The sequence below is a fragment of the Streptomyces sp. NPDC031426 genome (assembly GCF_055581585.1).
On the sequence record NZ_JBVIJE010000013.1, the window covers coordinates 196,054 to 222,598 of the forward strand.

General features: G+C 72.6%; 21 protein-coding genes and 4 pseudogenes. 13 read left to right on the top strand and 12 right to left on the bottom strand.

What is annotated here, in order from left to right:
• Nucleotides 1-55: 55 nt before the first annotated feature.
• Complete coding sequence (locus ACZ5NH_RS26900; protein WP_468778739.1) at nucleotides 56-1,693, bottom strand: acyl-CoA dehydrogenase family protein; 1,638 nt, start codon at nucleotides 1,691-1,693, stop codon at nucleotides 56-58.
• A 131-nt stretch (nucleotides 1,694-1,824) separates the two neighbouring features.
• Here ACZ5NH_RS26900 and ACZ5NH_RS26905 point away from each other — a divergent pair, with 131 nt between their 5' ends.
• From ACZ5NH_RS26905 to ACZ5NH_RS26915, 3 genes and pseudogenes are all read left to right on the top strand, one after another.
• The gene (locus tag ACZ5NH_RS26905) at nucleotides 1,825-3,048 is read left to right on the top strand and encodes a YihY/virulence factor BrkB family protein (protein WP_388624158.1); all 1,224 of its coding nucleotides are present in this window, start codon (nucleotides 1,825-1,827) and stop codon (nucleotides 3,046-3,048) included.
• 206 nt (nucleotides 3,049-3,254) lie between these two features.
• Nucleotides 3,255-3,518: pseudogene (locus ACZ5NH_RS26910) on the top strand (AraC family transcriptional regulator); the annotation flags it as partial.
• Nucleotides 3,491-4,177, top strand: a complete 687-nt coding sequence (locus ACZ5NH_RS26915) for a helix-turn-helix domain-containing protein (RefSeq protein WP_468778741.1) — start codon at nucleotides 3,491-3,493, stop codon at nucleotides 4,175-4,177. The pseudogene ACZ5NH_RS26910 and the gene ACZ5NH_RS26915, both read left to right, overlap by 28 nt.
• Here ACZ5NH_RS26915 and ACZ5NH_RS26920 read toward each other — a convergent pair.
• The gene (locus ACZ5NH_RS26920) at nucleotides 4,160-4,561 is read right to left on the bottom strand and encodes a VOC family protein (protein ID WP_468778743.1); all 402 of its coding nucleotides are present in this window, start codon (nucleotides 4,559-4,561) and stop codon (nucleotides 4,160-4,162) included. The two genes, ACZ5NH_RS26915 and ACZ5NH_RS26920, sit on opposite strands and share 18 nt — an antisense overlap.
• Before the next feature lie 61 nt (nucleotides 4,562-4,622).
• Entirely contained in the window at nucleotides 4,623-5,255 is a 633-nt protein-coding gene (locus ACZ5NH_RS26925) for a VOC family protein (RefSeq protein WP_468778745.1), read from the bottom strand.
• A 393-nt stretch (nucleotides 5,256-5,648) separates the two neighbouring features.
• Here ACZ5NH_RS26925 and ACZ5NH_RS26930 point away from each other — a divergent pair, with 393 nt between their 5' ends.
• Together ACZ5NH_RS26930 and ACZ5NH_RS26935 are read left to right on the top strand one after the other, a co-directional pair.
• A complete protein-coding gene (locus ACZ5NH_RS26930) occupies nucleotides 5,649-6,512 on the top strand; it encodes an isocitrate lyase/PEP mutase family protein (protein WP_468778747.1) in 864 nt (287 codons plus the stop codon).
• On the top strand, nucleotides 6,509-6,769 hold the full coding sequence (locus ACZ5NH_RS26935; RefSeq protein ID WP_388624146.1) for a hypothetical protein: 261 nt from the start codon (nucleotides 6,509-6,511) through the stop codon (nucleotides 6,767-6,769). Before ACZ5NH_RS26930 ends, ACZ5NH_RS26935 begins: the two co-directional genes overlap by 4 nt.
• Before the next feature lie 122 nt (nucleotides 6,770-6,891).
• Here ACZ5NH_RS26935 and ACZ5NH_RS26940 read toward each other — a convergent pair whose 3' ends face one another.
• Complete coding sequence (locus ACZ5NH_RS26940; protein ID WP_451553171.1) at nucleotides 6,892-7,095, bottom strand: hypothetical protein; 204 nt, start codon at nucleotides 7,093-7,095, stop codon at nucleotides 6,892-6,894.
• Between the two features lie 83 nt (nucleotides 7,096-7,178).
• Between ACZ5NH_RS26940 and ACZ5NH_RS26945 the strand changes: the two are divergent.
• Nucleotides 7,179-7,838 (top strand): annotated as a pseudogene (locus ACZ5NH_RS26945) (putative Ig domain-containing protein); the annotation flags it as partial.
• A gap of 151 nt (nucleotides 7,839-7,989) precedes the next feature.
• Nucleotides 7,990-9,558, top strand: coding sequence for a carboxylesterase/lipase family protein (locus ACZ5NH_RS26950; protein WP_468778779.1), 1,569 nt, complete (start codon nucleotides 7,990-7,992; stop codon nucleotides 9,556-9,558).
• Nucleotides 9,559-9,990: 432 nt separating this feature from the next.
• Here the strand turns inward: ACZ5NH_RS26950 and ACZ5NH_RS26955 are convergent.
• Nucleotides 9,991-10,140, bottom strand: a pseudogene (locus ACZ5NH_RS26955) (LacI family DNA-binding transcriptional regulator); the annotation flags it as partial.
• Nucleotides 10,141-10,239: 99 nt separating this feature from the next.
• Complete coding sequence (mmuM, locus tag ACZ5NH_RS26960; protein WP_468778749.1) at nucleotides 10,240-11,166, bottom strand: homocysteine S-methyltransferase; 927 nt, start codon at nucleotides 11,164-11,166, stop codon at nucleotides 10,240-10,242.
• A 65-nt stretch (nucleotides 11,167-11,231) separates the two neighbouring features.
• Here mmuM and ACZ5NH_RS26965 point away from each other — a divergent pair.
• A pseudogene (locus tag ACZ5NH_RS26965) lies at nucleotides 11,232-11,617 on the top strand (isocitrate lyase/phosphoenolpyruvate mutase family protein); the annotation flags it as partial.
• Here ACZ5NH_RS26965 and ACZ5NH_RS26970 read toward each other — a convergent pair.
• The 6 genes from ACZ5NH_RS26970 to ACZ5NH_RS26995 all read right to left on the bottom strand — a co-directional run bounded on the left by ACZ5NH_RS26970 (nucleotide 11,551) and on the right by ACZ5NH_RS26995 (nucleotide 20,687).
• Nucleotides 11,551-12,267 carry an alpha/beta fold hydrolase gene (locus ACZ5NH_RS26970; RefSeq protein ID WP_468778751.1) on the bottom strand — a complete coding sequence of 239 codons (717 nt, stop codon included), beginning with the start codon at nucleotides 12,265-12,267 and terminating at the stop codon, nucleotides 11,551-11,553. The pseudogene ACZ5NH_RS26965 and the gene ACZ5NH_RS26970 overlap by 67 nt on opposite strands.
• The gene (locus tag ACZ5NH_RS26975; RefSeq protein WP_468778753.1) at nucleotides 12,260-12,841 is read right to left on the bottom strand and encodes a TetR/AcrR family transcriptional regulator; all 582 of its coding nucleotides are present in this window, start codon (nucleotides 12,839-12,841) and stop codon (nucleotides 12,260-12,262) included. Before ACZ5NH_RS26975 ends, ACZ5NH_RS26970 begins: the two co-directional genes overlap by 8 nt.
• A 291-nt stretch (nucleotides 12,842-13,132) precedes the next feature.
• Complete coding sequence (locus tag ACZ5NH_RS26980) at nucleotides 13,133-16,009, bottom strand: glycoside hydrolase family 2 TIM barrel-domain containing protein (protein WP_468778755.1); 2,877 nt, start codon at nucleotides 16,007-16,009, stop codon at nucleotides 13,133-13,135.
• Nucleotides 16,010-16,168: 159 nt separating this feature from the next.
• Complete coding sequence (locus ACZ5NH_RS26985; RefSeq protein ID WP_468778757.1) at nucleotides 16,169-18,016, bottom strand: glycoside hydrolase; 1,848 nt, start codon at nucleotides 18,014-18,016, stop codon at nucleotides 16,169-16,171.
• 11 nt (nucleotides 18,017-18,027) lie between these two features.
• On the bottom strand, nucleotides 18,028-19,269 hold the full coding sequence (locus tag ACZ5NH_RS26990) for an ROK family transcriptional regulator (RefSeq protein ID WP_468778759.1): 1,242 nt from the start codon (nucleotides 19,267-19,269) through the stop codon (nucleotides 18,028-18,030).
• A 155-nt stretch (nucleotides 19,270-19,424) separates the two neighbouring features.
• Entirely contained in the window at nucleotides 19,425-20,687 is a 1,263-nt protein-coding gene (locus tag ACZ5NH_RS26995) for an FAD-binding protein (RefSeq protein WP_468778761.1), read from the bottom strand.
• A 158-nt stretch (nucleotides 20,688-20,845) separates the two neighbouring features.
• Here ACZ5NH_RS26995 and ACZ5NH_RS27000 point away from each other — a divergent pair, with 158 nt between their 5' ends.
• The 5 genes from ACZ5NH_RS27000 to ACZ5NH_RS27020 form a co-directional block, all read left to right on the top strand.
• The gene (locus ACZ5NH_RS27000) at nucleotides 20,846-21,520 is read left to right on the top strand and encodes a pyridoxamine 5'-phosphate oxidase family protein (protein WP_468778763.1); all 675 of its coding nucleotides are present in this window, start codon (nucleotides 20,846-20,848) and stop codon (nucleotides 21,518-21,520) included.
• Nucleotides 21,521-21,578: 58 nt separating this feature from the next.
• Entirely contained in the window at nucleotides 21,579-22,916 is a 1,338-nt protein-coding gene (locus ACZ5NH_RS27005; RefSeq protein WP_468778765.1) for a radical SAM protein, read from the top strand.
• Nucleotides 22,917-23,153: 237 nt separating this feature from the next.
• Entirely contained in the window at nucleotides 23,154-24,629 is a 1,476-nt protein-coding gene (locus ACZ5NH_RS27010; protein WP_468778767.1) for a cellulose binding domain-containing protein, read from the top strand.
• 448 nt (nucleotides 24,630-25,077) lie between these two features.
• Entirely contained in the window at nucleotides 25,078-25,602 is a 525-nt protein-coding gene (locus ACZ5NH_RS27015) for a hypothetical protein (RefSeq protein WP_468778769.1), read from the top strand.
• A gap of 59 nt (nucleotides 25,603-25,661) precedes the next feature.
• Nucleotides 25,662-26,545, top strand: an 884-nt coding sequence (locus ACZ5NH_RS27020; protein ID WP_468778770.1) for a S1 family peptidase, incomplete at its 3' end; no start/stop codon positions are given.

Here is a 26,545-nt window from a genome sequence, read left to right on the forward strand (position 1 = left end):
AGCACCACCCCCACCGGGGGCTCGGCCGCCTTCGCTCGGCTCGGCAGGCCGCGTTTCACAGTGCCGGGCGCGCCCGTTCCACAATCGGCGCCAGATCCAGGCCTGTTGGCAGCGTGCCGAAAGACGCTCCGTGGTCCCCGCCCAGGCGGGACGCGCAGAACGCGTCCGCCACCTCCGGCGGGGCGTGCCGGACCAGGAGCGAACCCTGGAGCACCAGTGCGAGGCGTTCCGCGATCCGCCGGGCGCGGCCCTCGACCGCGTCCAGGTCGGCGAGTTCGGTGAAGAGGTCCTTCACGGCGCGGTCGAGACGGTGGTCGGCGCCGTGTGAGCGGCCGATCTCGGTCAGGCAGGCGTCGAGTGCGCCCGGCTCGCGTTGCAGCGCCCGGAGCACGTCCAGTGCCTGAACGTTTCCGGCGCCCTCCCAGATCGAGTTCAGCGGCGACTCCCGTACCAGCCGGGGCAGGCCCGACTCCTCGACATAGCCGTTTCCGCCCAGGCACTCCGCGGCCTCGACCGCAACGGGCGCACAGCGCTTGCTGATCCAGTACTTGGCGGCCGGCACCGCCAGCCGCAGGAAGGCGCGCTCCGGTTCACCACCGTCGTCGTAGGCGGCCGCCAGCCTGAACGTGAGCGCCGTCGCCGCCTCCGACTCCAGCGCGAGGTCGGCGAGGACGTTGCGCATCAGCGGCTTGTCGATCAGCTTGCCGCCGAACGCCTCCCGGTGGGCGCAGTGGTGGACCGCCTGCGCCACCGCCTGCCGCATCAGGCCCGCCGAGCCCAGCGCGCAGTCCATCCGGGTGGCCGCGACCATCTCGATGATCGTCCGCACCCCGCGCCCCTCGTCGCCGACCCGGCGCGCCCAGGTGCCGGCGAACTCCACCTCGGCCGAGGCGTTGGACCGGTTGCCCAGCTTGTCCTTCAGCCGCTGGATGAGGAACACATTGCGGCTGCCGTCCGGCAGGACGCGCGGCACCAGGAAACAGGTGAGGCCCTCCGGGGCCTGCGCCAGCACCAGGAAGGCGTCCGACATGGGGGCCGAGCAGAACCACTTGTGCCCGGTCAGTTCGTACGTGCCCGCCTCGGCGAGCGGCCGGGCCTCGGTGGTGTTCGCGCGGACATCGCTGCCGCCCTGCTTCTCGGTCATGCCCATGCCGAAGAGCACACCGGGTTTGCGCACGGCGGGCCGCAGCTCGCGGTCGTACACCGTGGACGTCAGCCGCGGCTCCCACTCGGCGGCGAGCACCGGGTCGGTCCGCAGCGCCGGCACCGCCGCGTGGGTCATCGACAGCGGGCAGCAGTTGCCCGCCTCGACCTGGGTCCAGAGCACGAAGCCGGCCGCCCGGCGGACGTGCCCGGACGGCCGGGTCCAGGCGCCGGTCAGCCCGGCCGAGACCCCCTTGCCGAGCAGCCGGTGCCAGGCCGGGTGGAAGTCGACCTCGTCGATCCGGTGGCCGTAGCGGTCGTGGGTGCGCAGCCGGGGCGGGTGCTCGTTCGCCTGCACCCCCCACTCCTGCACCTGCGCCGAGCCCGCGGCGCGGCCCAGCGCCGACAGTTCCGAGCGCACCTCGTCCAGCACGTCCGGAGCGGTGTGCCGCTCGACGGCCGCCACGAGGGCCCGGTCGGCGGCGAAGACGTCGTAGCCGACCAGGGGAGGCGGCTGGTTCGTCACGGTGTGGGTGGAGGTGCCTGCCATGATTGCGAACCTACCCGGGACAGCGGCGGTGATGGACTCCAGAGTGGCACAGCGGCCCCGCCGGGCGCGCCCGATCTGCTCGCCGGCCCCGGAAGGTGAGGGCGGTCCGGTGCTGCGGATACCTTTGGGTCGTGCAGCCAGCAAGTGAACCCCCCGAGCGGCCCGCCGGTCGCCTCCACCGGGCCAGAGCCCTCTACCGGAACGTCTCCAAGCGCAGGACGGCCTGGCTGCTGCTCAAGGACACCGTCAACTCCTGCATGGAATACCGCATCCTGGGCCTGGCGGCCGAGGCGGCGTTCTTCACGCTGCTGTCCGTGCCGCCGCTGCTGCTCTGCCTCATCGGGCTGCTCGCCTACGTGGACACCTGGACCGGTGCCCACACCATCAGCAGCCTCGAGAACAACATCCTCGACGCCTCCCGGACGGTCCTGTCCGACAAGGGTGTGAAGGAGATCACCGAACCGATCCTGCACGACGTGATGAAGGGCCGGCCCGATGTCATCTCCATCGGCTTCGTCTTCGCCCTGTGGTCGGGATCGCGCGCGGTGAACGTCTTCATCGACACCATCACCGTGATGTACGGCCTCGACGGCGTCCGGGGCATCGTCAAGACCCGGATGATGTCGTTCCTGCTGTTCATCGTGGCGCTGCTGATCGGCTCGGTGGCCCTGCCGCTGATGGTGGCGGGCCCGGACGCGGTGGTGCGGGTGGTGCCATGGTCGGCGACGCTGGTGCAGGTCCTGTACTGGCCGGTCGTCATCGTCCTGTCCATCGCCTTCCTGACGACCCTGTACCACGTGTCCGTGCCGGTCCGCTCCCCGTGGATCGAGGACGTGCCCGGCGCCCTCGTCGCCCTGGCCATGTGGGTCCTCGGCAGCTTCCTGCTGCGGATCTACCTCGTGCACACCATCGAGGGCGCCACCATCTACGGCTCCCTCGCCGCCTCCGTCGCCGTGCTCCTGTGGATCGGCGTGTCGGCCTTCGCGGTCCTTGTCGGCGCGGCGGTGAACGCCGCCATCGACCGGGTCTGGCCCGCCGCGGCCACGGCGGCCGCCCGTGCCGCGAACGAACGGTTGCGGGAGGTGCAGGTCGCCGAGTACGTCGCCCGGGCCGCGGCGGCCCGCGAGGCCGACCCCGACGACCCCGACATGCCCTCCGAGTTTCCCGAGCGCTGGTCCCGCTTCCTGCCCCCGGAGGACGTCACGGCCCGCCTGCGCACCCACGCCAAGCACACCCACCAGGCGCCCAAGGCGAACGGCCGGGACCCGCACGAGGCCGACGGCGGCAGGCCGCCGCACAAGACCGACGACCGGCATCCGCACGAGACCAACGGCGACGGCGGGACGGCGCGGTAGGAGTACTGACCTGGTGGGGGGAGGGGCCCGCGGGTCGTCGGGGAGGGGATCCGGGTGTACGGGGCGCGGGTCCGGGGTGTGCAGGGCGGCAGGGCAGGGCGTAGGGGTGGGCATGTGAGAGGGAGGCGTGCGCCTGTACCGGCCGAGAGGCCCCGCGCCCGCCGGCGTCAGGCCTGACATGCCCCGGCCGCCGCCTCCCTGGCGAAGTGCGCCTGCCGCAGGACGACCCGGCGCACCCGTGGACGGTGGCCGCGCTCGCTGCCGACCGCCTGCGCGACACGGACCTCACCCTCGGCAGCATCGCCCGCCAGGTCGGCTACGGCAGCGCCTTCGCCCTGTCCACCGCGTTCAAGCGCGAGTACGGAGTGAGCCGGCAGGAGCACCGGGCCGGGCTGATGCGGGAGGTGGGGCCCGGCGGCGTCGGCGACGTAGGCTGGCCCCCGTGTACAGGGAGCGGGCGTCCCGGCTGACCGGCGCGGTCGTGTGGACGAACACCCCGGACGGGGCCGGTGGCGGGCCGGTACTGCCCGACGGCTGCATGGACCTGCTGTGGAGCGAGGGCCGGCTGCTGGTCGCGGGCCCCGACACTGGCCCGTACGTCCCCGGCGGCCCGCCCCGCTCCTGGGCCGGCGTCCGCTTCTTCCCCGGCACCGCGCCCGCCCTGCTCGGCGTACCCGCGCACGAACTGCTCGACCTGCGCGTCGACTTGGCCGACCTCTGGCCCGCCGCCCGGGTCCGGCGGCTGCGCGAGTGCCTCGAGGCGGCGGCCGACCCGGCGACGGTGCTGGAGGACATCGCCCTGGACCGGGCAGCGCGGACCGCGGCCCCCGACCGGCTGCTGCACCGGCTGGTCCAACGCCTGGACGAGGGCCGCCCGGTGTCGGCCACGGCCGCCGAACTAGGCATCGCCACAAGGACCTTGCACCGCCGTTGCCTGGGCGCGTTCGGCTACGGCCCGAAGACCCTGGCCCGCATCCTGCGACTGCAGCGGGCGCTGGCACTGGCCCGCTCCGGGACGCCGTACGCCGAGACGGCCGTGCGCGCCGGGTATGCGGACCAGCCCCACCTCGCCCGCGAGGTGCGGGAGCTGACCGGCATGCCGCTCGGCGAGCTACTCGGCGGTGGCTAGCGGGGCGAACAGGTCGACGCCGTTGCCGTCGGGGTCGTGCACGGTGGCGTACCGCTGGCCCCAGAAGGCGTCCCAGGGCTTCAGCTCCCCGTGGTAGCCGGCGTCCACCAGGTCCTCGTACCGGGCGTCGACTTCGGCGGGCGAGTCGCAGCGGAAGGCGAGCCCGACGCGGCCACCGCGCTCGGGCGGCTGCCAGCCGGAGTGGAAGGAGCGGACGGTCTTCTCGGTGTCCAGGGCGAAGATCAGCCCGCCGGGCAGCTCGGCATCGACGTGCGGCTGTTCTTCGGACCCCTCGGGAAAGACGAGTCCGAGGCGACGGTAGAAGGCGAGCGCGGCGGCCATGTCGGACGTCACCACGCCGATCAGCGCGAATCGTGGAGTCATGCCGTCACCGTAGGCGGGCGGCCACCGGCCGGTCTTGAAGGAATCGGACACGCGGCCCGCCTCAGCCGAAGGTGACCGGACCGTTGGGGGTGTCCACCGTGAAGGAGAGTGCGAGGGGGCCCGCGGTGAGGGCCAGCGCCGTGCCCAGGGCCGCGAGCCGGCCGCGTACCTCCTCCGGGTCCGGCACCGTGGCGGAGACCGCCAGCAGCGGGGTGACCGGCAGCCCCGAGGCCGTGGGGTGGCGGGACTCGCCCCAGTCGATGAGGAACGGGACCGGACCGGAGGAGTGCGCGGGTCCGCCGTCGGTCAGCCGCCACCGCAGTACGGTGCCGTCGGGGGTGCGGCGGCTCATCGGGTGTGCGGGCCCGGGGTCGTAGCCCCGCTCGCGGGCCGTCGTGATCGCCGCGTCCAGGTCGGGCGGGCTGATCGCCCAGGTCAGTGTGCGCGGGCCGGTCAGCCCGTCGACCCCGAACGGCCGGGGACCGTCGGGCCCGGGCTGCTCGGGATCGGGGCCGAGGATCTCCAGATAGCTGCGGCCGCCCAGCCCCACCAGATGGTTGCGCGTGCCGAGGCCGGGATGCGCACCGCCGGGCACGGGCGTCACCCCGGTCCGCCGCGCGAAGTCGGCGACGGTCGCCGCCAGATCGGGCGTGGCGAGGACGAGATGGTCCAGTAACGGGGGAACGGCGCTCATGCCCGGCGAGGCTACGGTCAGCCGCCCTGCGCTTCAAGGGGAGTTGGAGCGGACGCGGGCGACGGCGGCTTGGGGACGTCGCCTGGCCGCGCGACTGCTGCTGTGCACCCGCACCACGGACTACCGCCACGGCGGCGCCCTGCACCGAGTACGGCCGGCCGTACTACGGCGAACTCCTCAACGCCCGCCGGCGTCGTACGACGGCGGCGGAATGGGCGGGACGGCTCCATGCGTGACGTTTCTCCGGTGAACCGGTTCGACCATTGGGGTGAGTAAAGCTCGCGTACGCAGAGAGTCACGTGGATATCTAGAGATGCTCTTGTCTTGGCAAAGGGCGTCGAGACGCGTCGGCCATCCGGCCCAGCGTCACCCACCCACAGGAGGAGCCGGACCTTGACTTACGGTAAGAAGCTGCGCGAGCGCATCGCCGGGCCCGGGACCACACCGCTGATCGGCGTGTACGACATGTACTCGGCGTCGATCGCGGCCAAGCACTACGACGGGATGTTCGTTTCGGGCTTCGGCTTCGCGGCCTCGTACTACGGGCTGCCGGACATCGGTTTCATCGCCTGGCCCGACATGGTGGCCTTCGTCCAGCGGCTGCGGGGCGCGTTCCCGCACCATCACCTGCTGGTCGACATCGACGACGGGTATGTCGACCCCGAGGTCGCCTGTCACGTCGTCGAGGGGCTGGAGCGCATCGGCGCCTCCGGTGTGATCCTCGAGGACCAGAAACGGCCCCGCCGCTGCGGCCATGCCGACGGAAAGCAGGTACTGCCGCTGGAGGAGTACCTGGAGAAGCTGCACCAGGTCCTGCGGACCCGCAAGGACCTGGTGGTCGTCGCCCGTACGGACGCCACCGACGAGCACGACATCCTGCACCGCGCCGAGCGGCTGGCCGCGACCGACGCCGACGTGGTGCTGGTCGACGGGGTGCGCAGCGTCGAGTGGATCAAGCGCATCCGGGAGGTCGTCGGAGACAAGCCGCTGCTGTTCAACCAGATCGCCGGCGGCAAGTCACCCCGGCTGTCCCTCGGTGAGCTGTCCGACCTCGGCGTGGACGTCGCGATCTACAGCACCCCGTGCCTGTTCGCCGCGCACCAGGCGATGGACTCCGCGCTCGCCGGCCTGAAGGCGGCCGACGGCCGGCTGCCGGAGGTGGACCCGGCGAGCGGGATCGGGGTGAAGGCCTCCACCACCCTGCTGGAGCGCAACATCGCCCGCGAGCGGCTCACCCCCGAGGGGGTGGGCGTGTGACCGGCGCCGTATCCCGGCTCGGGATGGTGGCGGCGGTCGCCGCCGCGGTGCTCGGGGCCGGTGCGGCACCGGCGGCCGCGTCCGGCAGCCTGATCACCGTGATCGACAACTCGCGCGCCGACTCCTGGCTGGAGGTCGACCGCACGGCCAATGTCCAGACCGGCGAGGGCACCGCCGGCAGCGACCACGACGGCAGCGCCGTGGACGCGATCGAGGCCCTCGTCGGCGCCGCCCACCGCCACCGCGGGGAGGACTGACCGGCGCCCGTCACTCCTTCACCACGACCGGACACGGCAGACGGCATACGACAGCGGCCGGGCACCCCTGCGGGAGGTGTCCGGCCGTCGCCGTGGTGCGGTCCCGGCGGGCCGGGGTCTGTTCAGTCCTCGCCGAGGTCGGGCCGACCGGTCTGGTCGAGCTCCACGTCCTCCTTCGGGTCTTGCTCGTCGCCGGGTACGGCCACGGTGGCCCGGTGCGGTCCGGGAGCCACGGTGTGGCAGGCGGCGTGGGCCGCGCCGTAGGCGGTGACCAGGGCGACTGCGGCCACGGCGAGGCCCGCTGCGGTGCGCGTGGTGAGGTCCATGCCCGGGAAACGATTCCGCCCGGGACGCCGTCACCGTCCTGCGCCCGAAAGGGCGCCGCACATCACGCAGTGGGCCGCTCCTCGTCGCGAAGACCAACACCGCCGGCCATGGCCCGCTGTCGCAGACCGCCTCCGCCGCCATGCCGACCTCGTCGGTACCCCGACTCACCTCTGCCACAACTTCCTTCGCCGGCAAGGGAGTTCCCTTCCGGCACCTCCTGCGGGCCGCGCGAACCTACCCGGTTCACGGCGGACGGTCTGCCCGACGGCCTGCGCCTCGACTCCCGCACCGGCCTGATCTCCGGAACACCCACCGGCACCGGCGAGTTCACCGTCACCACCACGGCGGGCAACGCGGCCGGCGACACCGGCGGCGCCCTCACCCTCACCGTCGGCACCCCGCCGCCCGCGCCGTGGACCTACGGCGACCTCGGCGACGTGATCCTCGACGACCGCGCCCACGGCACGCTCGGCGTGGTCGCCGTCCGGACACCCGGCAGCACCGCCCACCAGGACGGGACTTCGTGGTGCGGGGCGCCTGGACCGACCTCAGCGTCAACGACCGTGCCATGACCGGCCAGTTCGTACGGCGGCCCGTCACCGGCGACTGCGAGATCACCGCCCGGCTGGTCTACCGCAGCGGGGCGAGCGGCGACCGGGTCGGGCTGCTCATGGCCAAGTCCCCGTCACCCTTCGACCAGGCGGCCGGGGCCATCGTCGCCGGCGGCACCGGCGCCCAGCTGGCCGCCGCACGGAAAGCGACAGCTCCCTCACCTACCGTACCGGGATAGCCCGAACGGCCCTCCCGCGCGCCCGTGCGCCGGAATACCGGGCGCTCTTGTGATGCTCTGATGGTGCACGGTGCACGAGCGCGCGGCGAAGGGCTGGTGGGCGATGACGGCGGACCAGGCGAACCCCGTGGTCAGAACGCCGTACGGGGCCGTACGCGGCCGGTACGAGCAGGGTGTCGCGGTGTTCCGGGGCATCCCGTACGCCGCCCCGCCCTTCGGCCCCCGGCGGTTCCGTCCGCCCGAGCCGCCCGAGCCCTGGGACGGGGTGCGCGACGCCGGCGCCTTCGGTCCCACCGCGCCGAAACCGCCGTACTCCGAGGCGTTCGCCCAGTACCTGTCCGACCTGGAGATCCCCGGCGACGACTGCCTCAACCTCAACGTATGGACCCCGCAGCCGGACCCCGGCGCCCGCCTACCGGTCCTGGTCTGGCTCCACGGCGGCGCCCTGACCAGGGGATCCTCCGCCGTGCCCGTCTATGACGGCGCCACCTTCGCCCGGGACGGCGTCATCTGTGTCTCCGTCAACTACCGGCTCGGCGTCGAGGGCTACGGGCTCTTCCCCGACGCACCGCCCAACCCCGGCCTGCGCGACCAGCTCGCCGCCCTGCGCTGGGTGCACGACGCGATCGGCGCCTTCGGCGGCGACCCGGACCAGGTCACCCTGTGCGGTCAGTCGGCCGGCGCCATCAGTGCGGGTGCCCTGCTCGCCGCACCCGCGAGCCGGGGCCTGATCCGGCGCGCGGTGCTGCAGAGCGGGCCACCGGAGGCGTCCGAACGCGACAAGGTACGGCGCATGGTGCGCCGCATGGCCACCCGGCTGAAGATCCCCGCCACCGCCGAGGCCTTCGCCGCCGTCGACCGCGACCTGCTGCTGCGCACCCAGGCCGAGGTCGGGCGGCTCAGCAGCCCGGTCCTGGGCGGACCCGCGTTCGGCATCGTCGTGGACGGCGACCTCGTGCCCCGCGACCCCCTCCAGGCCCTGATCGACGGCGACGCGGCCCAGGGCGTCGAGCTGCTCATGGGCTGGACCCGGGACGAGTACCGGCTCTGGCTCGTGCCCGGCGGCCTGCTGGAACGCGTCGACCGGCTCGGGCCCGTCGCCCTCGCCGGAGCCATGGCCCGCTGCCGCGCCGGCCACGAGGTGCCCCGCGGCTACCGGGCCCTGCGCCCCGACGCCGGCGCCGCCGAGGTCGTCGGCCAGATGGTCACCGACCACCTGCTGCGCCTCCCGCTGCACCGCCTCGCCGACGCCCGCCCCGGCGCTTCCTACGCGTACGAGTTCGCCTGGCCGTCCAACGTCCCCGAGCTCGGCGCCTGCCACGCCCTGGAACTGGGGTTCGTCTTCGACTCCGGTGACCTGCCCGAGTCGAAGAAACTCGCGGGCGAGGGCGCCCCGCGGGAGCTGGCCGAGGCGATGCACGCGGCCTGGGTACGCTTCGCGACGAGCGGGGACCCCGGCTGGCAGGCCTGGGACGCGTCCCATCCGGTGCGGATCTTCGGCGACGGCGAACCGTATACCGCACACGGTCCGCGGGACGCGGAAATCGCCCTCTGGTCGGCCGCCCCCACCGTCCCGGAACCCGGCCCCGCCTCGGACATCCGGGCCCCGGGAGCGGAGCTGGCGGGGGCGGTACGGCGCCTGCGGCGGTCGGTGGGGGCCCGGCGGCGGTGATGGCCGACGGGCGACGGCCGGTCGTCGCCGGCCGACCGACGCGGGGTGCGACGAGCTGATCGTCCACCGTGGCCGGTTGTCAGGCGCCGATCGGCGGTTGTCGGCCGTCTGTTGTCGGTCGTGTCTGGTCAGGGCACCGGCGATACGACGTGTGCGCTCCCGGTACTCGGGCGTGTCCGCCGCACCGCCGACCAGGATCACCGCCGCCGCCCGCTGGGCGCGCATCGTCTCGATGAAGTCCAGTTCCTGCCGCAGGCCACCGTCCGTGCTGCAGACCAGGCACAGATGCCCGAGCCGCGCGGCCTCGCGCTCCACCCCCCGTGCCATGTGCGCGAACGACGGCCCCGTGATGTCCTCCAGCACGAACGCCGGGGTCGGCGTGCCGACCCCGGCGACGGCCTTGGCGCGCGCGTCGGCCACGTGGTCCATCTCGCGCACGGCCCGCATCACCCGGGTCCGGGTCGTCGAGCTCACCGGACACACCCCGCCCAGCACCCGGGACACCGTCGACGCGGACACCCCGGCCCGCGCCGCGACATCCCGGATCGTGCTCCGCCCGGCGGCCTCGCTCCTCCTGGGCATGCCCAGCCCTCCGCACCGTCGGGAACCGCGGCAACACCATAGAAACCGGTTCCCACGCGGGAGGCGGGCGCCCGGAAGGAGGCGGGGCCGGTGTCACGTTCAGGCCGTGCCCAGGGCCCGCCTGATCGACGCGATCGCCTCCGGCCCCACCCGGCAGCACCCCCCGACGAGCTTCGCCCCCGCATCCCGCCACGTCTTCACCCGGTCGGCGCCGAAGCTCGTCCGCCCCGTCCAGGCGCGCGCCTCGGCGTCCCAGGCCTCGCCGCTGTTCGGATAGACCACCACCGGCTTGCCGGTCACCCGCGCCGCGATCCGGACCGCGGGCTCCACGTCTTCCGGCGCACAGCAGTTCACGCCGACCGCGATCACCTCGTCCACGTCGGCGGCCAGGGCGAAGGCCTCCTCCAGCGGCTGCCCGGCCCGCGTGTGCCGACCGTCGACCGTGTAGGACAGCCAGGCCGGCACCCCCAGTCCGCGCACCGCCCTGAGCAGCGCGGCGCCCTCGTCGGCGTCCGGCACCGTCTCCAGCGCGAGGACGTCCGGCGCGGCGGCGGCCAGCACCTCCATCCGCGGCCGGTGGAAGCGCTCCAGCTCGGCCACGCTCAGCCCGTACCGCCCGCGGTACTCGGAGCCGTCCGCGAGCATCGCGCCGTACGGCCCGACGGACGCGGCCACCCACAGCGGCCGGTCGACGCCCTCGTCCCCGGCCCGCCGGGCGGCCTCTCGGGCGAGGTCCACGCTCAGCGCGAGCAGCCGCGCGGCCTCGTCATGGCCGATCCCGCGCCGTGCGAAACCCTCGAAGGTGGCCTGGTAGCTCGCGGTGATGGCCACGTCCGCGCCCGCCCGGAAGTAGGCGAGATGCGCCTGCGTCACCGCTTCCGGCCGTTCGGCGAGCAGCCGCGCCGACCACAGCTCGTCGCTGAGCTCGTGTCCGACCGACTCCAGCTGGTTCGACATGCCGCCGTCGAGCACGACCGTCCCGGCGGCGAGGGCGGAGGCGAGGCTGGGGGAGGTGTCGCTGGTCATGTCACGACGCTAGTCGACGCCGAACGCCGGCGGACCCCGGAGTCCGGTTGGTGAGCGGCCCGCCGCGCCATGACACCTGCTGGCTGGGCGACGGTGACGGGAGGGACACCCTGCGCCGCCTGGAGGCCTACCGACAGGCCGGTGCCGACGGGGTGTTCGTGCCCGCGCTGACCGACCCCACCGGATCGCCGGGCTCGTCCGGCACCTCGACGCCCCGCTCAACATCCTCTACTCGCCCACCGGGCCCGGCGTCGCCCAGCTCGCGGACCTGGGCGTACGCCGAATCAGCCTCGGCTCGCTGCTCTGCCGGCGGGCGCTCGGCGCGGCCCTGGACGCGGTGAGCGACATCGCCGCCGGACGCGCCCCGGGCGGCAGCACCCCCACCTACGCCGAGGTTTGCGGACTGGAGCGCAGCGTGTCGGCGAGGAGGCCCGCGAACGCCGACGGGTGATCCAACGTGCCCAGGTGCCCGCCCGGGAACTCCGTGAACGCACCGCCCAGCCGCCCGGCGAGCGACACGGCCGTCCGGTGCAGCACCCCGTCGCGCGAGTCGGCGCCGGCGGCGAGCGTGAGCGTGCCCGGTGCGGCGGTGAAGGCCGGTACGTACGACGTGAACGGGCGCAGCACCCGGGCCAGGAACACGCCGAACGGCGTCGCCGACTCGCCCTCCGCGGGCGGGCGTCCGGGGCCGTCCAGCTGCCCGATCAGCTCGGCCCGCCGCTCCTGACCGTCCGGCAGCACCGTCACGCACGGCGGCTCGTGCGCGACCACGTGCGCCAGCCGCCCGGGGTGCCGGGCGAGCAGGTCCAGGGCGGTGATGCCGCCGGAGCTGGTCCCGAACACATACGCGGATCCGCCCTCCGGCAGCACCGCCTCCAGTACCCGGTGCGCGCCCTCGCTCCAGTCCGCCACCCGCTGCCCGGCAACCGGCAGGCCGAGCCGGCCGTGGGCGAGGCCCAGCGGGTCGTACGTCACCACGGTGAAGTGCGCGCCCAGCCGCTCGGTCAGCGGCCCGAGCCCCATCGGATGCCCGGCCCCGCCCGGCAGGACCAGCAAGACCGGACCGCGGCCCGAGACGTCGTAGTGCAGTGGTTCAGTCATCGTTCCTCTCCCGGGGCCAGTGGGTGAGGGCCAGGTGCAGGGCGTCGATCGCCTTGTCCCAGGAGGCCCGTACGTCCCGGTCCGCGCCGAAGCCGCCGGCGGACTCCAGGGCGCAGTAGCCGTGGAAGGTGCTGCGCAGCAGGCGTACGGCGTCGGTCAGGTCGGGCTCCTCCAGGCCGTAGGCGCGCAGCATGCCGTGGGTGATCTCGGCGGTGCGGCGCATCGCCGGGGAACCGGCGATCAGGGACTGGTCGATGCGGATCTGGGTGGCCGCGTACCGGCCGGGGTGCTCCAGGGCGTAGTCGCGGTAGGCGCCGGCGAAGGCGGCCAGCGCGTCCTTGCCCGCGCGGCCCGCCACGGCCGCCGCGATCCGGTCGATCAGCTCGCCGCCCGCGTGCAGCGCGAGCCGGGTGCGCAGGTCCGCGAGGCCCCGGACGTGCGAGTACAGGCTGGCGTCCTTCACGCCGAAGCGGCGGGCCAGCGCGGACAGGGTGACCTTCTCGAAGCCCGCCTCGTCGGCGAGTTCGGCGGCGGCCGCGACGACACGGTCGGCGGTGAGGCCAGCTCGGGCCATGGGAAGCCCCCCTTCCCTAGGCGCTCTAGGCTATACCCTAGACGTAACAGGAATTCCACCACGCCGGCGGCAGCGCGGGCGCCTTCCGCGGCTGGCCGGACCTGCTCGGCCCCGGCATCGAGATCGTCCCCCGTACAACTGCCGGGCCGCGAGGGCCGGATCCGCGAACCCCGCTTCACGACACCCACACGGCGCGCACGCCCCGTCCCGGAGCCTGGTCCGGTGACGGGGCGAACGCCCCACGACAGGCACTCCTCGCGGGCGAGGAGGCCGGGTGTCCGGGTTGTGTGGTCAGCCGGCCTCCGGGGCGGGGGCGGTGGAGAACACGAAGGAGAACTCCGCCGGTTCGGCCCGCAGGTGGTACTGGGGCAGCGGGCCCGGGCCGCAGGACTGGGAGCCGATGCCGTGCTGGCCGTGGTCCAGGTTGACCCACACCGTGTCACCGGGGGTGAGATCGGTGCGGTGCGCGGCGGCGTCCAGCTGCTCCGTGGTCCAGCGGCGGGCGGTGAGCCAGAACGCCGGGTCGCCCTCGATGCGCAGGCCGCCGAGCTCGGCCCAGCGGACGTCGATACGGGCGCCGTTCTCCTGGGGACGGACGTACGGCGTCTGCATACCGTCCACCGTCGACTGCCAGCGGCCGACCGCCGACGCCGCCCTGGTGTCCGGATACGCCTCGCCGGGGCCGCCGCCGTACCACCGCACACGGTCGGCCGCGGACAGTCCGAAGCGGATGCCGAGCCGGGGCAGGGGGACGGTCCAGTCGCCCTCGGGGGTGGTGCGCACGGTCAGCCGCAGCCGGTCTCCGTCCGAGGTCCAGCGGTACATGGTCGACAGCCCCAGCTCCCGTGCGGCCGGCGCCACGCGGGTACGGACCGTCAGGGTGTGTTCGCCGGTCTCCACCGCGTCCAGCCGGTGCCGCATCCGGTGCAGGCCGAGCCCCCGCCACAGCAGGCCGTAGCGCAGGTCGGGCTGCCAGGGGGCGCCGTCGTCGTTGTCGGTGGTGGCCCGCCACACGTCCAGCCGCAGCCCGGAGACGGACACGTCGCCCACGGCCGTCAGGGCGCCGGTGCGGGCGTCGAAGGTACCGGGGCCGAGGGTGATCACCCGGTCGCCCGACACCGGCCGGGCGGTCGCCGCGACCGTGGGCACCCGGCGCTCCGCCACCGGCACCTGCCCCCAGGCCACGACATGGCCCTTCGGCGCCCAGGCGCTGTCCGTCGCGAGCACCGCCCGGACCGTCCAGAGGGCCTCGCCGGCCGGCGCCCCGGCCGGCGGCGCGGGCAGCTTGACGTCAGCGGACTCGCCGGGCGCCAGCGCCGGCACCGACAGCGTGCCGGACTCCACCGTCTCCCCGTCGACCTCGTACGACCACGAGAACGCCAGCGCCGACAGATCGGCGAAGTCCTGCTTGTTGCTGACCCGGACCGTGCCGTCGCCGAAGTCGCCGGCGATGCCCACCGGTTCGATCACCTTCTTGAACTCGACCAGGCCGGGGGACGGCTCCCGGTCCGGGAAGAGCAGGCCGTCGCAGACGAAGTTGCCGTCGTGCAGCTCCTCGCCGAAGTCGCCGCCGTAGGCGTGGCCCAGCTCCGGATGGGCGATGCCGTGGTCGATCCACTCCCACACGAAGGCGCCCTGCAGCCGGTCGTACGACTCGAACAGCCGCTGGTAGTCCGCGAGCCCGCCGGGGCCGTTGCCCATGGCGTGCGCGTACTCGCACAGGATGAAGGGGAGGCGGCGTCGCTTGAGGGCGCCGCCGTCCTGGCCACGGCCGATCCGCTCGACCTCGGCGTGGCCGGCGTACATCCGTGAGTACATGTCCGTGTCACGGCAGTTGTGGTCGCCCTCGTAGTGCACCAGCCGGGAGGAGTCCCGGCCGCGGATCCACTCGGCCATCGCGGTCAGGCCGCGGCCGGTGCCGGCCTCGTTGCCGAGGGACCAGACGACGACCGACGGGTGGTTCTTGTCCCGTTCGACCATGCGGGACGCCCGGTCCAGCAGGGCCGGGGTCCAGCGGTCGTCGTCGACGGGGTTGTCCCGCCAGCCCTGCTCGGTGAAGCCGTGGGTCTCCAGGTCGCACTCGTCGATCACCCACAGCCCGTACTCGTCGCACAGGTCGAGGAAGGCCGGGTGCGGCGGGTAGTGCGAGGTACGGACGGCGTTGACGTTGTGCCGTTTCATCAGCAGCACGTCCTCGCGCATGGTGGCGAGGTCCAGCGCGCGGCCCTTCTCCGGATGCCACTCGTGCCGGTTGACGCCCTTGAAGAGGACCGGCCTGCCGTTGACCTTGATCAGTCCGTCCGACAGTTCGACGGTGCGGAAACCGATGCGCAGCGGCACCCGCTCGCCCTCGGTGGCCAGTTCCCCCTCGTACAGCCTGGGTGTTTCCGCCGACCACGGCTCGACCGGCATGGTCACGCTCTCGCCCGTCGCGATGTCGATACCGAGCCCGGAAACGGTTACCCGGCCGTCCACGTCGGAGTCGACGTGCAGGGTGCCGGTGCCGGACCGGTGGTCGTAGGAGGCGTGCACGAAGAAGTCGAGGGCGGCGCCGGCCGGGCGGTGGAGCAGGGTGACGTCACGGAAGATGCCCGGCAGCCACCACTGGTCCTGGTCCTCCAGATAGGAGCCGGCCGACCACTGGTGGACCCGGACCGCCAGGACGTTGCCCTCGGGCCTGAGCAGATGGCCTACGGCGAACTCGTGCGGCAGTCGGGAGCCCTTGAACTCGCCGAGGTCCGTGCCGTTCAGCCACACCCGGGCGCAGGACTCCACCCCGTCGAAGCGCAGCACCGCGCTTCCGTCGGTGCGGTCCGGCCAGTTCTGAGGCAGGTCGAAGACCCGCAGATGGTCGCCGGTGGGGTTCTCGGTCGGCACGCGGGGCGGGTCGACGGGGAAGGGGTAGAGGTGGTTGGTGTAGATCGGGGCGCCGTGCCCCTGGAGGACCCAGTGGCCGGGGACCTGGATCTCCGCCCAGTCTCCGGCGTCGTATCCCTCCTCGGCGAAGGAGTCGTCCTCGGCGTCGGCCGTCGGTGACAGCCGGAAGCGCCAGCTGCCGTTCAGGGTGAGGGACTTGGCGTCCGAGGACGCGTACCAGGCACGGGGTGGCAGCGTCCCCGAGCCCGGCGAGACGTCCTCGACGTAATCGGCGACGGTGCGGTTGCTCAACGACATCGGTCTCCTAGCGAGCGGTGCGGCGGCGGCCCGGAGTATCGAGCGGTGGTCTCAGGTGCTGTTGCTCTGTGCCGACATGGTGACGTCCTTGTCTGTCGAGGGCCGCCGGGGCAGGGGAGTGGCCGGCGGCCCTCGGTCAGGGAAGAGTGGCGGTTACCCCCGGGCCCAGGCCTCGTTGGCGCCGCCGTTGCAGCTGTACAGAATCACCTTGCTGCCGTCGGCGGTCGCCTGCCCGCTGACGTCCAGGCACTTGCCCGAGGCCTCGTTCACGATCTGCCCGTTGCTGTTCAGCAGCCACTGCTGAGAGCCGTCGTCCTTGGCGGCCGCGGTGGTGGTCAGGCCCGAACCGCTCGCTGTCAGATAGCCCTTGGCGCCCTTCAGGGTGCCCTTCGCGTCGTACGACCACGACTGGCCCGACGCGCCCGTGCAGGAGGCGAGCGTGGCCCCCGAGGCGCCGGCGGTCAGGCACTTGCCGGACTGCTTGCCGACCAGGGAGCCGGTGAGCGCCGTACTGCCCTGGCCCTTCTGGTCGAGGACGTAGGTCGTGACGGAGCGGGCTGCCAGGGTCGTGGACACCGTTCCGCCGCTGACGGCCGGCTTCGCGACCTTCGCCCAGTTCTCGTCCGCCGAGGTCCGCACCGCCTGGGTCGCCCGCACCGGCGCCTCGCTGTTGAAGTGCAGGTTCAGCGCGGTGTCGGTGGTGTTGTGGTTGTTCACCACGACCACCCACTGCCCGTTCCGGTCGTACGACGACACCTCCACCCCGTCCGGGGCGCCGGTCACGTTGTGCGCGACCGCGCCCGGCCGGACGAACCGGCTGTACTGGCCGAGCGCGTAGTACCGCTTGGTGAAGTACAGCTTCTGGTTGCCGTTCGTCGCGTAGTCGGGGTCGTAGTAGATCAGGCCGTCGTTCCAGCCCTGGTCGTTCCTGGTGTTCGGATCGGTGCCGTAACCGCTGGCGAGCGCCACCCACCACTGGAACGCCGAGTCGTGGGAGACCGCGAAGTCCTTGTAGATGATCCGCGACATCAGCAGGGCGTTGTCGATGGTCGGGTCGTACTCCTGGTTCCAGCCCGTGGTGCCCTTGCCGAAGCAGCAGATCTCGGTGGCCCAGGGCGTCTTCCCGACCGACTTCGCCGTTTCGTAAACGTTTCCGAGCTGGCCGTCGTCCGGGTTGTTGTACGTGTGATGGGCCAGCTTGGACACGTACTGGGCGGTGCCGGGCTGCGTGATCCACTGCGGGACCTCGCTGGTGAACTGCGTGGTCTTGCTGGACTCGTCCGCGATGATGCCCGTCTTCTGGTGCCGGGCCCGCTGCTCGGCGCCCAGCGCGCGCACGATGTCGTCGCGCTGGTCGACGGGCACCGGCATGCCCTCCTGACCGCAGTCGGCGAAGCTGTTGTCCGGCTCGTTGAAAGGGCTGATGTAGTCCAGCCGCACGCCCTGCCGCGCGAAGTGATCGGTCACGTCGGCGATGTACTTCGCGAAGTCGCTCTCGTTCTCCGCCTTCAACCGGCCGCCGCAGCTCTTGCCGTTGGTCGTCCACTGGGCGGGCGCGCTGTTGACGAAGGCGATCAGATCCCGCACGCCGTATCGCGCGGCGTACTTCAGGAAGGTCCGGCCGCCGTCGTCCCTGCTCCAGTCGTAGGAGCCGTCGGAGGCGAGGAAGTCCTGGGCGGCGCGGGCCGGAGTGGTGACCGCGACACCACCGCCGCCGATGTTGTACCGGTACGAGCTGAGGGCCAACCCCTGCTGGGAGAAGAGGAGTCGGCCGACCCGTGCCTGGACCTCGGGGTCGAAGTGCTGGAGGTCGTTGACCCACCAGGCGCCCGACGCGCCGATGTTGTCGATGGTCTGCGCGGCGTGGGGGGAGACCTCGGCGGCGGCCGGGGCGGCGGCGTCGGCACTCGCGGTCGGGGAACTGAGGAGGGCCCCGGTGACCGCAAGTGCGGCGGGGGCTGTCAGCAGCAGGAATCTCTTGCGGGGGTGAGACACGTGCATCCCTTCCGTCGTCATGAAGGCGGTGCGGTACGGCTCCTTGCGTTGCTGCCTCTTGCTGACCTCTGCCCGACGGACTGCAGCGCCCCCTCCAGCGCGAACGTGGCCGCGCCGAGGGACACCGGATCGGTGGGGATCGAGGAGAGGACGATCTCGGTGGCGGCCAGCGGCCGGCGCAGCGCGTGCCGGGCGACGGCCTGGCGGACCTCGCCGAGCAGCGGCTCGCCCAGCCGGGCGGCGACCCAGCTGCTGAGCACGACCACTTCGGGGTTGAGGAGGTTGATCAGGTCGGAGATGCCGGCGCCCAGGTAACGGGCGGTGTCCCGGACCACCTTGAGGGCCACCGGATCGCCCGCGGCGACCGCGCGAGCCAGGGCGTCGACGGTGGCGGTCTGGTCCTCGGAGTGCAACAGCGGGGACTGCGGGCTGAGTTCGCGCAGGTTCTGCATGATGCCGGGCGCGCCGACGTACGTCTCGACGCAGCCGTGATTGCCGCAGTGGCACAGCCGCCCGTCCAGCACGAGCGTGGTGTGGCCCCATTCGCCGGCGCTGTTGCTCACGCCGCGGTGCAGGCCGCCGCCGAGGGCGAGACCGGCGCCGACCCCCGTGCCCAGATTGACCACGACCGCGTCCCCGCGGCCCCGTGCGGCTCCGAACCACAGCTCGGCCACCGCGCAGGCGCGCAGCGGATTGTCCAAGTGCAGGGGGTACGCGATGTGTTCGGCGAGCAGGTCGAGCAACGGCACGTCGTGCCAGTCCCAGTTGGGCGCGTACTCGGCGACGCCGGTGTCCCGGTCCACCTGGCCCGGCACGCTCACCCCGACGCCGAGCACCCGGGCCGCCTCGACCCCGGCCTGCGCCACCACCGAGCCGACGGCCGCGGCCACATGGCCGACCACCTGTTCCGGGCGGCTCTCGCCGGGCCGCATGTCCTCGTCGGCCCGGGCCAGCACGTTCAACGCCAGGTCGAACAGCTCGACATGGACGTATGTCTCCGCGATGTCGACGCCGATCAACGCGCCCCCCGACGCGTTGACGGCGACCAGGCCCCGGGGCCGGCCGCCGGCGGAGTCCTCGAACCCCACTTCGGTGATCATGCGGAGGTCGAGCAGTTCGCCGACCAGCGTGGCGACCGTGGCCAGGCTCAGTCCGGTAGCGGCGGCCAACTCCTGCCGGGAGGTGGGAGACTCGGCGATGATCTGGCGCAGCACCTCGTAGCGGTTCGCGGTGCGGATGTCACGTGATGTGCGCTTCAATGCGGCTGCCCCTCCCATCCGGTCCAGCCGGACCTGGCCGGGGCGACATCGGCACCGGCACGGGCGCCAGGCTATGGGCCGGGACGAAGTTTCGACAAGGAGTTAGGAAAGGGGCTGGAGAAAGTCCGCCGCGGCGAGGTCGCGAAAGAGGGCCGTCAGTCGTCCAGAAGATCCCGTACGAAGGTGTTCGTGAACTTGCCTGCCGGGTCCAGGGAGCGGGCGAGGTCGCGGAAATCGTGGACGCGTGCATACCGCCGACGGACCACCGCCGGTGGGATCTCGTACACCTTCCCCCAGTGCGGCCGTGGATCGAACCGGACCAGCGCCTCCTCCAGCCGGCGTACCACCGGCAGTACGGCCGCCTCGTCCCGCACCCAGGTGAAGTGCAGCGCCACCGAGTTCCGCGCGTGGGCGGGGCTGAGCCACTGGGTGTCGGCGGCGACCGTCCGTACCTCGCAGGTCTGCAGGACACCGGCGATAGCCGACCGGATGGCGTCGATGCGCTCCAGAGCCTCCACCGCTGCCGTCCGTGGCAGCAGATACTCCGACTGGATCTCCGCCCCGCTGCTCGGCGTGAACTCCGCCCGGAAGTGCGGCAGTCGTTCGTGCCACGGACCCGGCACGCCCAGCTGCTCGGTGCAGTTGTCCGCGGGCATGCCGGGCACCGGGTGCAGCGGCACCTTCGCGGGCGCCGCCCACGGGAAGTCCACCGCCGGCTGGTCGGTACGCCGCTTGACCCACACCTGCCGGAAGCCCGGCTCCCGCCAGTCGGTGAACAGGCTCACGCTGTATCCGGCGGCGGCCACGGCGGAGAAGTCCAGCCCCTCCAGCGGCAGTCCGGTGAACACGTGCTGCTCGACCTCGTACGCCGGCTCCAGATCGAGCGTGAGCGCGGTGACGACGCCGAGCGCGCCGAGCGAGGTCACGGCACCGTCGAACCGCTCGTCCCCCCGGCCGATCGTCACCGTCGAGCCGTCCGCCACGACCAGCTCCACCTCCCGCACGGCCGAGGCGAGGGGCCCGTTGCCGACGCCCGAGCCATGGGTGCCGGTCGCCACCGACCCGGCCACCGAGATGTGCGGCAGGGACGCCATGTTGGCCAGGGCGAGCCCGTGCGCGTGGACCGTCCGGGCCAGTTCGGCGTAACGGACCCCGCCCGCGACCCGGACCCTGCGCGCGGCCGTGTCGACCTCGATCACCGGCGGCAGACTCGCGGTGGACAGCAGGACCCCGTCCGCGCCGGGGTCGGCGATCCGGTTGAAGGAGTGCCCGCTGCCCAGCACCCGCACCCGCGCACTGCCCGCCACCAGCGCCGCGAGCGTGTCGAGGTCGCGCGGACGGTGGACGTTCCGCGCGGCATAGGTGATGGTGCGCGCCCAGTTGCTGACCGTCCCGGCGGTCTCGGCCGTCCCTGTCACAGTTGCGTCCCTCCCGGAGAGTCCGTGTGCCCCGACCCTCTCATCCGGCACGGCCCAGGAGGGAGGCCGACTGCGGATTTCGTTGTCGAAACCGCATTCATCGACGTATTCGAAATTCAATTGCTCGCATGAATGCGATATCGGTACCTTCTCGCTCCATGACTCAGGAACCGCTTCCCGCCCGCCTGCCCGTCACCGACCGCACTCGCCACCGCCGGCTGCGCGAGCAGGGCAGCCGGGACCGGGTGGAGCTGGAGGCGATCCTCGACGCCGCCTTCGTCTGTCACCTCGGGGTGCTGGTCGAGGGGCGGCCCGTCGTCGTGCCCACGGTGTACGGGCGGGACGAGCGGTGGCTGTATCTGCACGGCTCGGTGGCCAGCCGCAGCCTCGCCGGTGACACGCCAGTGTGTGTGACGGTCACCCACGTGGACGGGCTCGTGCTCGCCCGGTCCGTCTTCGAGCACGGCGTCAACTACCGCAGCGCCATGGTCCACGGCACCGCCCGCAAGGTCACCGACCCCGAGGAGAAGCTGGAAGGTCTGCGCCGGCTCACCGAGCACTCCGCGCCGGGCCAGTGGTCGTACGCCCGCCGCCCCAGCCGCAGGGAACTGGCCGCCACCACCCTCCTCGCCCTCTCCCTCGAAGAGGCCTCCGTCAAGATCCGCACCGGCGCCCCGGACGACGGCGACGGCCCCGACGCGGCGCTCGGCCTGTGGGCCGGGGTCCTGCCGCTGACCACGGTCTGGGGCACTCCGGAGCCCGACCCGGCGCTGCCGGCCCGGGCCGCCGTACCGGACCACATCGCGCGCCGGGCGGGGACCCGGCACGGCTGAGCCGCGGGCGGGGGCATACGGTGTGAGACGTACGCCTGAACCGGGAGGAGACAGACGGATGGGCAGTCGTACCGCGCTGGTCGAGGATCTGATGGAGCGGTTCCCGCACGTGCCACGGGAAGCCGTCTTCAAGGAGGACCTGCTCCGCGGCGGCGTCGCCTTCGACCCGTCCGCCCTCAGCGACAACGAGAACGGCGAGGTCAAGCCGAAGTCGTACTTCATCTTCTCCTTCGACCACGGCACCCTGCCCGAACTCGGCGAGGCGGCGCTGCGGCGCCCGCCGGAGGAGATCATCCTCACCGGCGGCCCGTACGACCTGCGTCGTACCGTCGTCTCCGTACGGGTGAACCCGGCCTCGCCGTACCGGGTGGCGGCCGACGAGGAGGGGCTGCTCGGGCTCTACCTCGACGGGAAGCGGATCGCGGACGTCGGCGTGCCGCCCATGCCGGAGTACTACCGGCACACCCTCTCCAACGGGAAGTCCGTGATGGAGGTGGCCCCGACCATCCAGTGGGGTTACCTGATCTATCTCACCGTTTTCCGGGTCTGCCAGTACTTCGGCGCCAAGGAGGAGTGCCAGTACTGCGACATCAACCACAACTGGCGCCAGCACAAGGCGGCGGGCCGGCCGTACACCGGCGTCAAGGACGTCGAGGAGGTCCTGGAGGCCCTGGAGATCATCGACCGGTACGACACCCAGAAGGCCTCCACCGCCTACACACTGACCGGCGGCGCCATTACGAAAACGGTTGCCGGGCGCGACGAGGCCGACTTCTACGGCCACTACGCCAAGGCCATCGAGGAGCGCTTCCCGGGCCGCTGGATCGGCAAGGTCGTCGCCCAGGCGCTGCCCAAGGCGGACGTGCAGCGGTTCAAGGACTACGGCGTGCAGATCTACCACCCCAACTTCGAGGTGTGGGACCGCCGGCTGTTCGAGCTGTACTGCCCCGGCAAGGAGCGGTACGTCGGCCGCGACGAGTGGCACAAGCGCATCCTGGACTCCGCCGAGGTCTTCGGCGCGCGCAATGTGATCCCGAACTTCGTGGCGGGCGTGGAGATGGCCGAGCCGTTCGGGTTCACGACGGTGGACGAGGCGATCGCGTCGACCACCGAGGGCCTGCGCTTCTTCATGTCGCACGGCATCACGCCCCGCTTCACCACCTGGTGCCCGGAGCCCACCACTCCGCTCGGCAAGGCCAACCCCCAGGGCGCGCCACTGGAGTACCACATCAGGCTGCTCCAGGCCTACCGGCAGACGATGGAGGACTTCGGGCTCTCCTCCCCGCCCGGCTACGGCCCGCCCGGACCCGGCCGCGCCGTCTTCTCCGTCAGCTCCTTCATGGACAGCCTGCCCGCGGTCGAACCCGCCGAGGCGGAGACGCCGGCCGAGATGTGATCCCGCGCACCGGGCCCGTCCCGCGTTGAGCGCGACGGAGTACGCATCCGTACTTCAGGCCGGAGTCGTGGGCTCGTCGCGTCACGCATCCGTCCCGCCACCATCGGTAACCGGATGTGAACAGGCCGCTTGTCAGTTGTGTCCAGGACGTGAAAGGCTCTGTGCCCTGCCGCGAGGTTCCCCGCAACTCCCTTCCGTCTGTGGTGAGTTGACCTCGCTCGTGGATGCAGGAGTCCCATGCCCGACCTGCCGACCCCCAAGGACGCCACCGAGTCCGCGCTGTTCTCGGAGGGCTGGGACGCGGTGCTCAGTCACGCGGACCTGTGCACCTCCGGGTCCCTGACGGCCCATCAACTGGCGACCGAGGCCTTCGCGCTCGGCATGCGCGAGATCCGCGCCGCCGCGAGCACCCATGTGCGCGGCGCGGGCCGCCGCACCGCCCGGCTGCCCACGATCCCGGGGCTGCTCACGGCCGTGCGCGACACCGCCGCCGCCTGGGAGGCCGACGGGCAGGGCCACAAACTCGACCCCAACCTCAGGCTGTGGCTCAACTCCGGCAGCGCCGCACGCTATACGGGACCACCGCTGGAGCGGCCGGTCGCGCTGCGCGGCCTCAGGGACATGCAGGAGGCCGACGCGTCGCTGCTGTGGCTGGCCGAGGTGGAGGCGCTGCCCCTGCCCACCGTCGCCCGTCGGCTCGGCCTGGACCCGGCCACGGTCGCCGACGAACTCGACCAGGTCCGCACCCTGTTCCGGGACCGCTGCCACCGCGCCCATCTCGACACCCCGATGGACGCGCGGTGCCGCTCCTACGCCCGTCTGCTGGACGCGGTCACCCGCTCCCCGGCCGCCGACACCCCCGAAGACCTCTCCCGGCACCTCGCGACCTGCGTGCGGTGCGCCGAGGCCGCCGCGTGCCTGCGGCTGCACGGCGGCGGGCTGCCCGCAGCGCTGGCCGGCGGGGTCATCGGCTGGGGCGGCCTCGCCTACCTGGAACGCCGCCGCCGCGCCGCCGAGGTCCGCCTCGGCGCGGGCCGCCCCGCCGACCCCGCCGCCGGTGATCCGCAGGAGGGCACCGGCCGCAGCCGTGCGTTGCGCGGCGGCCTGCTCGCCGCCGCGGTGCTGCTCTCCGCGCTGGCGCTCGGCGTGTCGATGATGCCGTTCGGCGGCTCCGGCGACGACGGCGCCGCCGCCCGCGACGACCGGCAGCCGGTCGCCGCCGAGCCCAGCGTCTCCCGGACCGGCACCCCGTCCGGCTCGCCGACGGCACCCGCCCCCACCCCCTCCGCCACGCGGGCCACATCCGGCTCCGGCCACCGGCAGCCCGACCCCGAACCCCAGGGCAGCACCTCCTCGGCCGCGCACCACCCCGGCCCCGCCCGCTCCAGCGCCCCCACGGCCGGCTGCCGGGTCGCCTACGACCTCGTCGACCAGTGGTCCAACGGCTTCCAGGCCGCCGTCACCGTCACCACCGACCGGCCCCTCGACGGCTGGACCCTGTCCTGGGCCTTCCGCGACGGGCAGCAGGTGGGCCAGATGTGGGACGCCACCGTCCACCAGAGCGGCGCCCGGGTCACCGCCACCGCCGCCGACTACAACAAGACCGTCGCCACGCACGGCACGCTGTCCCTGGGGTTCATCGGCACCTGGCAGGGCAGAAACCGCACGCCGTACGGTTTCACGCTCAACGGGGCGTCCTGCACGGGTGGGTGAGCGCGCGCTGGCTCCCTACGGCTGGGGCGAGGCTGGGCCGACGCGTTCGCCCCGCACGCCGCCGAAGGGCTGGCGCCCGGCCGTGTCGTTCGTCGTGGGACTGGGTCGCCGTCGCCCCGACGGTGATCCGCAGTACGTCCGTGCGGCAACCCTCTCGCACTTTTGACTGCCCTTTTCGCCACCCTGGTGTTGAGTAAGACTTCGCTAAACTCATTCATAGTGAAACCATGGTGAACCGCATGTAGGGCTGTCCGGGGGAGAGGGGCGCCTGAGCGCCAATCAACTGTGCAGGTTCCGTGAATTCCCTGTGATGGTGGTCATGTTGTTTTCGATCTGACGCTGCTTTAGGGTCTGGCTCGACCACTTATTTTTGCTTTACGTCTGTGTGCACGGGGGGCTGCAGATGTTACTTCGTCATGCCGTCACCCGTGCCTGGAAAGGAATTCGGGTGACTCCTCGTATGCGCAGGATGCTCCCCGTCGCGGGGGTTGCTGTCTTTCTGGCGATCGTGGGCACGCCGATGCTCGCGTCCGCCGACCCGCAGCCGACAGGGGGAACTGCCGGGGCCACACCGCCGTCCGCGGTGGAGGACTACGCGTATCCGAACGCGGATCAGATCCAGCGGGACCAGGGCATCAAGCTGATCAAGGGCGACGGGCACATCACCCTCGCCAAGTGCGACGACTCCGCCCAGCAGATCAAGGTCCTCACCGTGCAGGGGCAGAGCGGCAATCCCCAGGGCGCGTACTGCTTCAAGGCGAATGCGAAGTCCGGGTATCTCACCCTGGAAGTGGCGCGGGTGTTCGCGCTGGAGACCGCCGACCACCCGATCAGCGCGGATCTGCGGCCGCAGGCGGATCCTTCGGCGCCGGTGAAGACGGTGACCGTGGACAAGAACGGCTATCAGAGCGTGGGCGAGGGCGCGGCGGGCGGGGCACCGAGCGTGCTGCTGGAACTGCGGGTCACCGGCTGACCGGCCCCGCCTTCCGCTGCCTCTCCCGCCCTTTCTCGCACGACAGCAAGGAATTCTTCATGTCTGGGTTTCGTCCGCGCGCCGCGTGGACCGGCGGCCTGATCGCCGCCACCTCCCTGGCCGCCGCCGCTCTGACGGCCGCTCCCGCCACCGCCGTATCCGGCACCACCGCTTCTGCCACGGTCTCGGCCGCCACCGCCCGCCTCGATGTCGGCGGCGAGCGCGGCTGTTCGGCCACCCTGGTGGCCGCGCAGTGGCTGCTGACCGCCGCGAGCTGCTTCACCGACACCCCGGGCGGCACGCTCGCCTCGGGTGCGCCGAAGCTGAGGACGACCGCCACCATCGGCGGTGGCGCCCAGCAGGTGGTGAGCCTGGTGCCGCGCACGGACCGTGACGTGGTGATGGCCCAACTGGCCAAGCCCGTCAGCGGTATCACCCCGATCCCGGTGGCCGGGGCCGCGCCCGTGGCCGGGGACGAGGTCCAGGCCGCCGGGTTCGGGCGGACGCACGAGGAGTGGGTGCCCGACCAGGTCCACGCGGCCGCGTTCACCGTCCAGGACACCGCCGCCACCACCCTCGACCTGGCCGGCAAATCCGACGGCGCGGCGGTCTGCAAGGGCGACACCGGCGGTGGGGTGCTGAGCGCCACCGGAGCCATCGTGGGTGTCAGCAGTCTGTCCTGGCAGGGCGGTTGCCTGGGCGCCGATCCGGCGGAGACCCGCACGGGGGCGGTGGCCGCGCGGGTCGACGACCTCGCCTCCTGGGTCCAGCAGGTCGCCTACGCCCCCGTCTTCGCGGCCGCGCCGTGGAAGCACGCCGTGCAGATCACGGCCGGCTACTACGCCGGTGACTCCGCGGGCGGCACCCGTCACATGGACCTGATCGTCGTCTGGGACGACGGCAAGGTCACCCTCTACCAGGGCGGCTACGGCAACGACCCCGC

Excerpts from the sequence above, each read along its gene's own strand:
- ACZ5NH_RS26900 (WP_468778739.1), bottom strand. The coding sequence starts at position 1,693 with ATGGCAGGCACCTCCACCCACACCGTGACGAACCAGCCGCCTCCCCTG.
- ACZ5NH_RS26920 (WP_468778743.1), bottom strand. The coding sequence starts at position 4,561 with ATGACTCCACGATTCGCGCTGATCGGCGTGGTGACGTCCGACATGGCC.
- ACZ5NH_RS26925 (WP_468778745.1), bottom strand. The coding sequence starts at position 5,255 with ATGAGCGCCGTTCCCCCGTTACTGGACCATCTCGTCCTCGCCACGCCC.
- ACZ5NH_RS26940 (WP_451553171.1), bottom strand. The coding sequence starts at position 7,095 with ATGGACCTCACCACGCGCACCGCAGCGGGCCTCGCCGTGGCCGCAGTC.
- ACZ5NH_RS26950 (WP_468778779.1), top strand. The coding sequence starts at position 7,990 with ATGACGGCGGACCAGGCGAACCCCGTGGTCAGAACGCCGTACGGGGCC.
- mmuM (WP_468778749.1), bottom strand. The coding sequence starts at position 11,166 with ATGACCAGCGACACCTCCCCCAGCCTCGCCTCCGCCCTCGCCGCCGGG.
- ACZ5NH_RS26970 (WP_468778751.1), bottom strand. The coding sequence starts at position 12,267 with ATGACTGAACCACTGCACTACGACGTCTCGGGCCGCGGTCCGGTCTTG.
- ACZ5NH_RS26975 (WP_468778753.1), bottom strand. The coding sequence starts at position 12,841 with ATGGCCCGAGCTGGCCTCACCGCCGACCGTGTCGTCGCGGCCGCCGCC.
- ACZ5NH_RS26985 (WP_468778757.1), bottom strand. The coding sequence starts at position 18,016 with ATGCACGTGTCTCACCCCCGCAAGAGATTCCTGCTGCTGACAGCCCCC.
- ACZ5NH_RS27000 (WP_468778763.1), top strand. The coding sequence starts at position 20,846 with ATGACTCAGGAACCGCTTCCCGCCCGCCTGCCCGTCACCGACCGCACT.
- ACZ5NH_RS27005 (WP_468778765.1), top strand. The coding sequence starts at position 21,579 with ATGGGCAGTCGTACCGCGCTGGTCGAGGATCTGATGGAGCGGTTCCCG.
- ACZ5NH_RS27010 (WP_468778767.1), top strand. The coding sequence starts at position 23,154 with ATGCCCGACCTGCCGACCCCCAAGGACGCCACCGAGTCCGCGCTGTTC.